At 66.4% G+C, this 12,209-nt stretch carries 12 protein-coding genes; 4 read left to right on the top strand and 8 right to left on the bottom strand.

Features of this window, described 5'->3' with window-relative positions; all coding sequences use genetic code 11:
• Positions 1-68: 68 nt before the first annotated feature.
• From kdpC to ACOJB8_RS17650, 8 genes are all read right to left on the bottom strand, one after another.
• A complete protein-coding gene (gene kdpC / locus ACOJB8_RS17685; RefSeq protein ID WP_368728946.1) occupies positions 69-647 on the bottom strand; it encodes a potassium-transporting ATPase subunit KdpC in 579 nt (192 codons plus the stop codon).
• A 44-nt stretch (positions 648-691) separates the two neighbouring features.
• Positions 692-2,776 (bottom strand): potassium-transporting ATPase subunit KdpB, encoded by a 2,085-nt coding sequence (kdpB, locus tag ACOJB8_RS17680; RefSeq protein WP_368683894.1) that lies wholly within the window; start codon positions 2,774-2,776, stop codon positions 692-694.
• A gap of 32 nt (positions 2,777-2,808) precedes the next feature.
• Entirely contained in the window at positions 2,809-4,614 is a 1,806-nt protein-coding gene (gene kdpA, locus ACOJB8_RS17675; protein WP_342947943.1) for a potassium-transporting ATPase subunit KdpA, read from the bottom strand.
• Positions 4,611-4,703, bottom strand: coding sequence for a K(+)-transporting ATPase subunit F (gene kdpF / locus ACOJB8_RS17670; RefSeq protein WP_027819619.1), 93 nt, complete (start codon positions 4,701-4,703; stop codon positions 4,611-4,613). The genes kdpA and kdpF overlap by 4 nt, the downstream gene beginning before the upstream one ends.
• Positions 4,700-4,822, bottom strand: a complete 123-nt coding sequence (locus tag ACOJB8_RS17665; protein ID WP_069265305.1) for a potassium ABC transporter ATPase — start codon at positions 4,820-4,822, stop codon at positions 4,700-4,702. The genes kdpF and ACOJB8_RS17665 overlap by 4 nt, the downstream gene beginning before the upstream one ends.
• 264 nt (positions 4,823-5,086) lie before the next feature.
• On the bottom strand, positions 5,087-6,061 hold the full coding sequence (locus ACOJB8_RS17660) for a quinone oxidoreductase family protein (RefSeq protein WP_475013461.1): 975 nt from the start codon (positions 6,059-6,061) through the stop codon (positions 5,087-5,089).
• A 57-nt stretch (positions 6,062-6,118) separates the two neighbouring features.
• Positions 6,119-6,508, bottom strand: a complete 390-nt coding sequence (locus ACOJB8_RS17655; RefSeq protein ID WP_069265494.1) for a methylglyoxal synthase — start codon at positions 6,506-6,508, stop codon at positions 6,119-6,121.
• Positions 6,509-6,645: 137 nt separating this feature from the next.
• Positions 6,646-7,425, bottom strand: a complete 780-nt coding sequence (locus tag ACOJB8_RS17650; RefSeq protein ID WP_069265307.1) for an SDR family oxidoreductase — start codon at positions 7,423-7,425, stop codon at positions 6,646-6,648.
• Between the two features lie 381 nt (positions 7,426-7,806).
• On the opposite strand from ACOJB8_RS17650, the gene upp reads away from it, so the two are divergent.
• From upp to hemF, 4 genes are all read left to right on the top strand, one after another.
• On the top strand, positions 7,807-8,457 hold the full coding sequence (upp, locus tag ACOJB8_RS17645) for a uracil phosphoribosyltransferase (RefSeq protein ID WP_069265308.1): 651 nt from the start codon (positions 7,807-7,809) through the stop codon (positions 8,455-8,457).
• Between the two features lie 373 nt (positions 8,458-8,830).
• On the top strand, positions 8,831-9,559 hold the full coding sequence (locus ACOJB8_RS17640) for a YebC/PmpR family DNA-binding transcriptional regulator (RefSeq protein WP_069265309.1): 729 nt from the start codon (positions 8,831-8,833) through the stop codon (positions 9,557-9,559).
• A 123-nt stretch (positions 9,560-9,682) separates the two neighbouring features.
• Positions 9,683-10,957: a phosphoribosylamine--glycine ligase gene (gene purD, locus ACOJB8_RS17635; protein WP_069265310.1), complete on the top strand. Its 1,275-nt coding sequence runs from the start codon at positions 9,683-9,685 to the stop codon at positions 10,955-10,957.
• 316 nt (positions 10,958-11,273) lie between these two features.
• Positions 11,274-12,209: an oxygen-dependent coproporphyrinogen oxidase gene (gene hemF, locus ACOJB8_RS17630; RefSeq protein WP_342947941.1), complete on the top strand. Its 936-nt coding sequence runs from the start codon at positions 11,274-11,276 to the stop codon at positions 12,207-12,209.

The raw sequence follows: 12,209 nt of genomic DNA, 5'->3' as shown, positions 1-12,209 counted from the left end.
ACGGAAATGGCAAACCGCACGCGCGACGCGCGAGGCGTCGAGCGTGCGGCGCGGCTCAACGTTCCCGCTCAGCTAACCTCTTTGCCGTCGAGCGCAAGGTTGAGTTCGAGCACGTTCACACGCGGCTCGCCAAAGAGGCCGAACTGGCGGCCCCTCGTAAAGCGGTCCACGAGCGCCTGCACGTCGTTCGCACTCATATGGCGCGCCTGCGCCACGCGCGCCACCTGGTAGGCGGCCGCGGCCGGCGAGATCTCCGGATCGAGCCCGCTGCCCGAGGACGTCACGAGGTCGGCCGGAATGGGCTGCGAGACATCGGTGCCCGCGGCCTTGAGGGCGGCGATGCGGCCTTTGATCTCGTCGGCGAGCGCCGGGTTGGTCGGCCCGAGGTTCGAGGCGCCCGAGCCCGCCGGGTTGTACGGCATCGGCGAGGTGGCCGACAGACGGCCCCAGAAGTACTGGGGCGCGTCGAACTGCTGGCCGATGAGCGCGCTGCCCACCACCTTGCCGTCGACTTCGACCAGACTGCCGTTGGCCTGGTGATGGAACGCGGCCTGGCCGAACGCGGTCATCACGGCCGGATACACGAGGCCGGTGATGACCGTCAGCACGGCGAAGATCACGATCAGAGGACGAAACTGCGATTTCATTTTGGCTTCCTATGTATCTATCCGTGGGCGTCTGCCTGCGCGGCTCAGACCCAGCCGAACGCGGCGAGCACCATGTCGATGAGCTTGATGCACGGGAACGGCAGGAGAATGCCGCCGAGGCCGTAGACCAGCAGATTGCGGCGCAGCAGCGTCGCGGCGCCGAGCGGCCGGTACTTCACGCCCTTGAGCGCGAGCGGAATCAGCATCACGATGATGAGCGCGTTGAAGATCACCGCCGAGAGGATTGCCGACGACGGCGACGTCAGATGCATCACGTCGAGCACGCGCAGTTGCGGATACGTCGAAGCGAACGCCGCCGGAATGATCGCGAAGTACTTCGCGACGTCGTTGGCGATCGAGAACGTCGTGAGCGAGCCGCGCGTCATGAGCATCTGCTTGCCGATCTCGACGATCTCGATGAGCTTGGTCGGGTTCGAGTCGAGGTCGACCATGTTGCCCGCTTCCTTCGCGGCCTGGGTGCCCGTGTTCATCGCCACGGCCACGTCGGCCTGCGCGAGCGCCGGGGCGTCGTTGGTGCCGTCGCCCGTCATCGCCACGAGCTTGCCTTGCGCCTGATGTTCGCGGATCGTCGCGAGCTTGGTTTCAGGCGTGGCCTGCGCGAGGAAGTCGTCCACGCCCGCTTCGGCGGCGATCGCGGCGGCGGTCAGGCGGTTGTCGCCCGTCACCATCACGGTCTTGATGCCCATCTTGCGCAGTTCGGCGAAACGCTCCTTGATGCCGCCCTTCACCACGTCCTTCAGCTCGATCACACCGAGCACGCGCGCGGCGCCGTCATGCATTTCGGCCACCACGAGCGGCGTGCTGCCGCGGCGGGCCACATCGTCCACGGCGTTGTCGACTTCGCCGGGGAAACGGCCGCCATGCGCCTGAACATAGTTCTTCACGGCGTCGGCCGCGCCCTTGCGGATCTCGCGGCCGGGCATGTCCACACCGCTCATGCGCGTTTGGGCGCTGAAAGCGAGGAACGCGGCGTGCAGCGAATGCATGTCGCGCTGGCGAATGTTGAAGCGCTGCTTCGCGAGCACGACGATGCTGCGGCCTTCCGGCGTTTCGTCGGCGAGCGACGAGAGCTGTGCGGCGTCGGCGAGCACTTCTTCGCTCACGCCGGGCGCCGGCAGGAACATCGATGCCTGACGATTGCCGAGCGTGATCGTGCCGGTCTTGTCGAGCAGCAGCACGTCCACGTCGCCGGCTGCTTCCACCGCGCGGCCCGAAGTCGCGATCACGTTGGCCTGCATCATGCGGCTCATGCCGGCCACGCCGATCGCCGAAAGCAGACCGCCGATGGTCGTCGGAATCAGACAGACGAGCAGCGCCACGAGCGCCGTGATCGTGACCACGTGGCCCATCTTCGCGGCCTCGACCGAGAACATCGAGAACGGCAGCAGCGTCGCGGTGGCGAGCAGCAGCACGATGCTCAGCGCGACGAGCAGGATCGTGAGCGCGATTTCGTTCGGCGTCTTCTGGCGCTTCGCGCCTTCGACCATCGCGATCATGCGATCGAGGAACGCTTCGCCCGGGTTCGCCGTGACGCGCACGACGATCCAGTCGGAGAGCACGCGCGTGCCGCCCGTCACGGAGGAAAAGTCGCCGCCCGACTCGCGGATCACCGGCGCCGATTCGCCCGTGATGGCCGATTCGTCCACCGATGCCACGCCTTCGATCACTTCGCCGTCGGCCGGGATCGTGTCGCCGGTCTCGACGAGCACCACGTCGCCGCGGCGCAGATCGGACGCCGTCATGATGCGGATCGGCGCCTTCGGATGCGGCTCGTTGAGCTTCTTGGCCATGACGTCTTTCTTGGCCTGGCGAAGCGACGCCGCCTGCGCCTTCGAGCGTCCTTCGGCGAGCGCTTCCGCGAAGTTCGCGAACAGCACCGTGAACCACAGCCAGAGCGCGACCGCGAGGATGAAACCCGCGGGCGCTTCGGCCTGCCCCACGAGCGCCGCGATCCAGAGGATCGTCGTGAGCACGCTGCCCACGTAGACGCAGAACATCACCGGGTTGCGCAACTGCGTGCGCGGATTGAGTTTTCTGAACGAGTCCACGATGGCCGGGCGCACCAGCGCCGGATCGAACATGGACCGAGTTGCACTATGCTGATTCATTTTCGTTTCGCTCATGTTGCGAAGGCCCCCGTTCAATGCACGCCCATCATGATCAGATGCTCGACGCCGGGACCGAGCGCGAGCGCGGGCACATAGGTGAGCGCACCGACCAGCAGCACCGTGCCGAGCAACAGCACGACGAAGAGCGGGCCATGAGTGGGCAGCGTGCCGCCCGTCACAGCAATGCGCTTCTTGCTCGCGAGCGAACCCGCGATGGCGAGCACCGGAATGATGGTGCCGAAGCGGCCGAACCACATGGCAATGGCGAGCAGCCAGTTATAGAACGGCGTGTTCACGGTCAGGCCTGCGAACGCGCTGCCGTTGTTGTTGGCGGCCGAGCTGAACGCGTACAGGATCTCGGAGAAGCCATGCGCACCCGGATTGGCGATACCGGCCTTGCCCGCGTCGGAGAGCACGGCGATCGAGGTGCCGAGCAGCACGAGCAGCGGCGTGAGCAGCACGACGATCGAGACCATCTTCATCTCGAACGACTCGATCTTCTTGCCGACATATTCCGGCGTGCGGCCGATCATGAGCCCCGCCACGAACACCGCGAGCAGCGCGAACACGAGCATGCCGTAGAGACCCGAACCGACACCGCCGAAGATCACCTCGCCGAGCTGGATGAAGAGCAGCGGAACGAGACCGCCGAGCGGCGTGAGCGAGTCGTGCGCCGCGTTCACGGCGCCGCACGAAGCCGCCGTGGTCGCGACCACGAAGATGCCCGTTTGCGCGATGCCAAAGCGCGTTTCCTTGCCTTCCATGTTGCCGCCGGCTTGCAGCGCGCTGGCGTGCTGGTCGACGTTGAGCGTCGTGAACATCGGATTGCCCGACTGCTCGGCGGACAGCACGCCGCCCACGGCCACGGCGAACGCCACCGTCATCACCGCGAGCACCGCGACGCCCTGCCTGCGATCGCCCACCATATTGCCGAACACGAGGCACAGCGCGGCCGGAATGATCAGGATCGCCAACATTTCGATGACGTTCGAGGCCGGCGTGGGGTTCTCGTACGGATGCGCCGAGTTCGCGTTGAAGAAGCCGCCGCCGTTGGTGCCGAGCATCTTGATCGCGACCTGCGAAGCGACCGGGCCCATGGCGAGCGTCTGCGACGTGACCTTCGTGTCCACCGTCTCGGGATTGCCCTTCGCGTCCTTCACCGGGTTGCCCTGGGCGTCGAGCTTCGGCGCGGCGTAGGTCGTGGTTTGCAGCACCGGCACGTCCTGATACGCCTTGAAGTTCTGGATCATGCCCTGGCTCATCAGGAGCCCAGCAATGATCGCCGACATCGGCACGAGGATGTAGAGCGTCGTGCGCGTGAGGTCGACCCAGAAGTTGCCGATGGTCTGTACCGAGTGGCGTGCAAAGCCGCGGATCAGCGCGATCACGACCACGATGCCCGTCGCCGCCGACAGGAAGTTCTGCACGGTGAGGCCGAGCATCTGCGTGAGATAGCTCACCGTTTGCTCGGGCGTGTAGTCCTGCCAGTTGGTGTTGGTGACGAAACTCACGGCCGTGTTGAACGCGCCGTCCACCGTCATCGCGCCGAACTGCTGCGGATTGCCGGGCAGCCAGCCCTGAATGCGCAGCAGCACATAGAGAAAGCCCACGCCGAGCACGTTGAACGAGATGGTGGCGAGCGCATAGCGCTTCCAGTTCATCTCGGCCTGCGGATCGACGCCGGCGATGCGATAGAGGAAGTTTTCGAGCGGCGCGAAGAGCCGCACGACGCGCGAGCGTCCGTCGAGAACGCGCGTCATGTAGCCCGATACAGGCACCGCGAGCGCGAGCAGAATGACGAGGAAAATCCCCGCCTGGAGCAGATTGTTGGCGTTCATTCGATATCCTCCGCGCGCAGCAGCGCATGGACGAGATAAACGAACAGCAACAGCGTTGCCGCCCCCGATAGCCAGAAGATCCAGGTCATGGGCGCACCCCCTTCGCACCTTGATCGCGGCGGTACTGCATGAGCTTCTCGCAGCCCGCGATCAACGCGTATGTGAGCGCGGCGAAAACCACCAGCCCCCCGATATACAGCACATCCATTGTCGTGTTCTCCATTCGCGGATGACGGATGGCTGAAAGTTACCCGCTGCGGCATTAAATCCGGATCAAAGGTCTTGGCGCTCGTATAAAAAGCGCGTAAACGCGGACGCGATCACGGGCCGGGGCACAAAGAAAAAAAGCGCGCAACGTTGGCGTTGCGCGCCTTTTGGGTCTCCATGACGGAGTCAAGAAACGTAAAGGTCGAATCAATGCGCCGGCGCCGGAGCATGTCCCATGCGGCGCAGCAGTGCATCAATGGTCATGTCACGGAATCAGCACGGTCGAACCGGTAGTCTTGCGCGCTTCGAGACCGGCGTGGGCCTGCCCGACGTCCTTGAGCGCGTAGCGCTGGTTGATCGACGTCTTGACCTTGCCCGAGGACACCACGTCGAACAGTTCGGCGGCCATCGCCTCGTAGTCGGCGCGCTTCGCGATATACGTGAAGAGCGTCGGGCGCGTGAAGAAGAGCGAGCCGCGCCCGGCGAACTCCGACGAATCGAGCGGCGGCAGCGGCCCCGATGCATTGCCGAAGCTCACGAACATGCCGAGCGGCGCAAGACAGTCGAGCGACTTCGTGTAGGTGTCCTTGCCGATCGAGTCGTACACCACGGGCACACCCGCACCGTTCGTGATCTCACGCACGCGCGCCGTGAAGTCCTCGCGCGTGTAGACGATCGGATGATCGCAGCCGTGCGCCTTCGCAATCGCGGCCTTCTCGTCCGAGCCCACGGTGCCGATCACGGTCGCGCCCAGCGCCTTCGCCCACTGGCACACGAGCAGGCCCACGCCGCCCGCCGCAGCCTGGATGAGGATGGTGTCGCCAGCCTTCACGCGATACGTGCGACGCAGCAGGTATTGCGCGGTGAGGCCCTGCAGCATGATCGAGGCCGCCGCTTCGTCGCTGATCGCGTCGGGCAGCTTGATCACCTGGTCGGCACGCAGCACGCGCTCCTGGGCATAGGCACCCGGCGGACGCGCGACGTAAGCCACGCGATCGCCCACTTTCAGCGCGCTCACGCCACTGCCCACCGCCGTCACCTCGCCGGCCGCTTCCATGCCGAGGCCTGCCGGCAGCGGCTGCGGGTACAGCCCGGTGCGGAAATACGCGTCGATGTAATTGAGGCCGCAGGCGGTCTGGCGCAAGCGCACCTCGCCCTCGCCCGGCTCGCCCACGTCGACATCGACCCACTTCATCACTTCGGGGCCACCGGTCTTGTCGTATCGGATTGCCTTGGTCATCACGTCTCCTTGGTGTTGTCCTGGCGGGTTTCCTGAAATCGGGCTCCGCGGCGCGCGTCAGACCGCGTTCTTCTGGCGCAGCGTGAGCACGTCGAGCAGCATGCGCGCCGTCGAGATGTTGGTTGCGCACGGCACGTCGTGCACGTCGCATGCGCGCACGAGCGCGTTGATGTCGGGTTCGTGCGGCTGCGGGGTCATCGGGTCGCGCAGGAAGATCACGATGTCGACGTTGCCTTCCGCGAGCCGCGCACCGATCTGCAGGTCGCCGCCGTGCGGGCCCGAGAGCATGCGCTCGACGTTCACGCCCGTCGCGGCCTCGATGCGCGAGCCGGTCGTGCCGGTCGCGACGATCTCGCAGTGACGCAGCGTATCGACGTATTCGGTCGCCAGTTTGACGATGTCATCCTTCTTGTGGTCGTGCGCGATCAGTGCGACGCGGGTTGGCATGGCGTAACTCTCCTTGACGTGTGGTTTGCGTGCGTAATTGTCGTGATGCGTGTCGTGATGCGTGTCGTGATGCGTGTCGTGATGCGTGTCGTGATGCGGCGCCAAAGGCGCCGCTGCTGCCCAACGCTGACTCGATATCAGTAGGTGCCCGGATAAGCCCCGCCGTCGATCAGCCAGTTCTGCCCGGTGATATAGCCCGCGTGCACGCTGCACAGGAACGCACAGGCGCGGCCGAATTCCTCGGGCGTGCCGAAACGTCCGGCCGGAATCGCCTTCATGCGGCGCGCTCGCGCTTCCTCTTCCGAAATCTGGCTCGCCTTCGCCTGCGCGACGATGGTGGCCTGGATGCGGTCGGTGTCGAACGCGCCCGGCAGCAGGTTGTTGATCGTGACGCCCGTGGCCGCGACCTGGCGCGCCACGCCCGCGACGAAGCCCGTCAGGCCCGAGCGCGCGCCGTTCGAGAGGCCGAGCACGTCGATCGGGGCCTTCACCGACGAACTCGTGATGTTGACGATGCGCCCGAACCCGCGCGCGATCATGGCGTCGATGGTCGACTGGATCAGCGCGATCGGCGTGAGCATGTTCGCTTCGAGCGCCGCGATCCACGCCTCGTGGGTGTACTTGCGGAAGTCGCCCGGCGGCGGCCCGCCCGCGTTGTTCACCAGGATATCCGGCGACGGACACGCCGCGAGCGCGGCGGCGCGGCCCGCTTCGGTCGTGATGTCGCAGGCCACCGCCTTGACGTCCACGCCCGTGCTCTTGCGGATCTGCGCGGCGGTTTCTTCCAGCGTCTGCGCGGTGCGCGCGACGATCGTCACGTTGACGCCTTCGGCGGCGAGCGCCTCGGCACAGCCGCGCCCAAGTCCCTTGCTGGCCGCGCACACCAGCGCGTTGCGTCCTGCGATGCCCATGTCCATCGTTTTCGTGTCCTTTTGCGTGGATGACCGTCCTGTGACAGGGCGGATACGGCCAAGCCTTGCTCCGTCCCGCCCTGCGACCTTTTTGGGATTCTAGAAGAATCGGGCGCGACGCGTGGAAGGCCGATGGCAGGCCGATGGCGCGCGGCCCGGCAACCCGTGAGCGAAGTCGCGTCGCAACGCGCCATGCGCGCGCCGGTGCGCGCATGCTTACCGTATACTTGCGCCTGTAGCGCGGCCCGGCGCCCTCGCAAGCCTTGAGCGCTTGCCGCGCGGCGGCCCGTGCTCGCCGCCACCGCGCAACCCGGGCGTGCGCTTCGGGCTCGCGCGGCAACGGCACGACCGATTCCCCGATTCCCTTGCAGCCTCGTGCGCCCCGCCATGAAACAGGACAGCCGTTTCCCGAATCTCTTCATCCTCGATCACCCGCTGATCCAGCACAAGCTCACGCATATGCGCGACAAGGACACGTCCACGCGCACGTTCCGCGAGCTGCTGCGCGAGATCACGCTGCTGATGGGCTATGAAATCACGCGCGACCTGCCGGTCGCGCCGCGCCGCGTGAAGACACCGCTCGTCGAAATCGATGCGCCGGTGATCGCGGGCAAGAAGCTCGCCATCGTGCCGGTGCTGCGCGCGGGCGTGGGCATGTCCGACGGCCTGCTCGAGCTGGTGCCCTCTGCGCGCGTCGGCCATATCGGCGTGTACCGCGCCGACGACCATCGCCCGGTCGAGTACCTCGTGCGCCTGCCCGACCTCGAAGACCGCACCTTCATCCTCTGCGATCCGATGGTCGCGACGGGCTACTCGGCGGCGCACGCCATCGACGTGCTAAAGCGCCGCGGCGTGTCCGGCGAGCGCATCCTGTTCCTCGCGCTGGTGGCCGCGCCCGAGGGCGTCGACGTGTTCCAGAAGGCCCACCCGGACGTGAAGCTCTACGTGGCGTCGCTCGATTCGCATCTGAACGAGCACGCCTACATCATCCCGGGCCTGGGTGACGCCGGCGACCGGCTCTTCGGCACGAAAAACTAACAGCCGCGCCAAGCTTGCTCAGGGGCGGTCGGCGAAAACCGGCCGCCCTCTCCCCCTACCCCGCCTTGGCCGGGCGCACCCGATCCCGCCCCCTTAGCACCCTCTGCGGCCGGCGTAACCGGCAATCGTCTGGCGTTACGTTACGTAGGCAGGCGAAGCCGGACGGTCCCGGCGTGATAAAATTCAGATCCACCTGAACGGGCGCTGCGTCCCATCCTGCCGGCACATCGTGCTGCGCGGCCGTGACGCGCGAGGCACGCGCAACATTCACGCGCGCCGCGCGAACGACGCGCGAAGGCCGCACCCGGGAACATCGCAACGACAACAGCACATTGCACACTGCACGCGCATGGCGCGTGAGACGGAGAAAGGTATGGCGGGTCATTCGAAATGGGCCAACATCAAGCACAAGAAGGCTGCTGCTGACGCGAAGCGCGGCAAGGTCTGGACGCGGCTCATCAAGGAAATCCAGGTCGCGGCGCGCATGGGCGGCGGCGATGCCGACACGAACCCGCGCCTGCGTCTGGCCGTCGACAAGGCGTACGACGCCAACATGCCCAAGGACAACATCAACCGCGCCATCCAGCGCGGTGTGGGCGGTGTCGATGGCGCGAACTACGAGGAAATCCGCTACGAAGGCTACGGCATCGGCGGCGCGGCCGTCATCGTCGACACGATGACCGACAACCGCACCCGCACGGTCGCGGAAGTGCGCCACGCGTTCTCGAAGTTCGGCGGCAACATGGGCACGGACGGCTCGGTTGCGTTCATGTTCGATCACGTCGGCCAGTTCGTGTTCGCGCCGGGCACGCCCGAAGACGAACTCATGAACGCCGCGCTCGAAGCGGGCGCCGACGACGTCGTGACGAACGACGACGGCTCGATCGAAGTGGTCTGCCCGCCGTTCGACTTCACGAAGGTGAAGACCGCGCTCGAAGCCGCGGGCTTCAAGGCCGAAATGGCCGAAGTCACCATGAAGCCGCAGAACGAGGTCGAATTCACGGGCGACGACGCCGTGAAGATGCAAAAGCTGCTCGACGCTCTCGAAAACCTGGACGACGTCCAGGATGTGTACACGAACGCGTCGATCGCCGAGGAATAAGGCGTCGGCGCGGGAGGCCGCGTCGAGGTCTGGTTCGGCCCCGCCTCCTGCTTGCGATTTTCACGGCCGGCGCACTGCGCGCCGGCCGCAACTGTTTCTGGTCTTGGTCTTTCGGGGATTCTCATGAAGTTACTCGTCGTCGGTTCTGGCGGCCGCGAACATGCGCTGGCGTGGAAGCTCGCGCAGTCGCCGCGCGTGCAGCTCGTCTACGTCGCACCCGGTAACGGCGGCACCGCGCAGGACGAGCGGCTCGCCAACGTCGACATCACGGATATCCACGAGCTCGCCGATTTCGCCGAGCGCGAAGCCGTCGCCCTCACGGTGGTCGGTCCGGAAGCGCCGCTCGCCGCGGGCATCGTCAACGTGTTCCGCCAGCGCGGCCTGAAGGTGTTCGGCCCGTCGAAGGAAGCCGCGCAGCTCGAAAGCTCGAAGGACTTCGCCAAGGCGTTCATGAAGCGCCACAACATCCCGACGGCGGCCTACGAGACCTTCTCGGACGCCGCGGCGGCGCACGCCTACGTCGAGAAGAACGGCGCGCCCATCGTCATCAAGGCCGACGGCCTGGCTGCCGGCAAGGGCGTGGTCGTGGCGATGTCGCTGGAAGAAGCGCACCAGGCCATCGACATGATGCTCGCCGACAACAAGCTCGGCGACGCCGGCGCGCGCGTGGTGATCGAGGAATTCCTGGCGGGCGAGGAAGCGAGCTTCATTGTCATGGTGGACGGCAAGCACGTACTCGCGCTCGCCTCGAGCCAGGACCACAAGCGCCTGCAAGATGGCGACCAGGGCCCGAACACGGGCGGCATGGGCGCCTACTCGCCCGCACCGATCGTCACGCCGCAGCTGCACGCACGCGTGATGCGCGAAATCATCCTGCCGACCGTGGCGGGCATGGAGAAGGAAGGCATCCGCTACACGGGCTTCCTCTACGCCGGCCTGATGATCGACGCGCAGGGCAACCCGAAGACGCTCGAATTCAACTGCCGCATGGGCGACCCCGAAACGCAGCCGATCATGGCGCGCCTGAAGGGCGACTTCTCGAAGGTCGTGGAGCACGCCATCGCCGGCACGCTCAACCAGGTCGAGCTCGACTGGGACCGCCGCACGGCACTTGGCGTCGTGCTCGCCGCGCACAACTACCCGGAAACGCCGCGCAAGGGCGACCGCATCAGCGAGATCCCCGCCGAAACCGACGATTCGGTGACGTTCCATGCGGGCACGCAGATGGTGGACGGCAAGCTCGTGACCTCGGGCGGCCGTGTGCTGTGCGTGGTGGGTCTCGCCGATTCGGTGCGCAGCGCGCAGAACGTGGCGTACGAGACCGTGAACCGCATCTCGTTCGACGGCATGCAGTATCGCAACGACATTGGCTATCGCGCCGCGGGGCGCAAGCAGTAAGCGCAGCGCTTTGCCGGGGCCGCCCGCTTTCGATGCGGCCCCAAAGAAAGCTAGCGGCCATGCGCCGCCGCGCAACGGCGCGCTCACGGCATTTTCGTCTGGCCGGTTTCGTACGCTGAAAAGCCATCCGCCACGCAGCAGCCTGAAGCGCGCGCAGCATGCAGCCCGCGCGGCCGCCGTTGGCACCGGGCGTCGCGCCGATCGGCGCTACACTGCCGCTGTCAGGCCGCGCCGGGCGGCCTATCCGAGTAACCCAACGCATAACCCGACGAAGAACCGATTCCAGCGCCCGAGCGCTGCCGTCCCCATTTCATCGATGACCGACACCCCTAACCGCGCCTACCCCGACAGCGCCGCCGTCCGCGCCTGGCTGGCCGGCCTGCAGACGCAGATCGCCGACACGCTCGGCGCCTTCGACGGCAAGCCGTTCGCCACCGACAACTGGCAACGCGGCCCCGGCGAGAAGCTGCGCGGCGGCGGTTGCACGCGCATCATCGAAGGCGGCGAGTTCTTCGAGCGCGGGGGCATCGGCTTTTCCGACGTTTCCGGCGACGCCTTGCCGCCCTCGGCAACGGCGGCGCGCCCCGAACTGAACGGCCGCGGCTTCGAGGCGATGGGTGTTTCGCTCGTGCTGCATCCGCGCAATCCGTATTGCCCGACCGTGCACATGAATGTGCGCATGCTGCTCGCCACCAAGGCGGGCGAGGCGCCGGTATTCTGGTTCGGCGGCGGCATGGACCTCACGCCTTTTTATGGCTTCGAGGAAGACGCGCAGCACTTCCACGGCGTGTGCCGCGACGCGCTCGCGCCCTATGGCGAGGACCTGTACCCGCGCTTCAAGCACTGGTGCGACGACTACTTTTTCCTGAAGCACCGCAACGAAGCGCGCGGCGTGGGCGGTATTTTCTTCGACGATTACGCCGCTGGCGGCTTCGACGAGGCGTTCGCCATGCTCAGGAGCGTGGGCGACGGTTTCCTGAAGGCGTATCTGCCGATCATCGAAAAGCGCCGTGCGACGCCCTACGGCGAAGCCGAGCGCGAGTTCCAGGCGTACCGGCGCGGTCGCTACGTCGAATTCAATCTGGTCTGGGACCGCGGCACGCATTTCGGCCTGCAAAGCGGCGGCCGCACCGAATCGATCCTGATGTCGATGCCGCCGGGCGCCACCTGGCGCTACGACTGGCAGCCGCAGCCGGGCACGCCGGAAGCGCGCCTCTACAGCGACTTCCTGCCCGTGCGCGACTGGGTCTGA

This window comes from Paraburkholderia sp. BR10141 (genome assembly GCF_056155635.1).
Note: the sequence above shows the minus strand (reverse complement) of the source record. Positions and strands in the feature narration are given on the sequence as shown.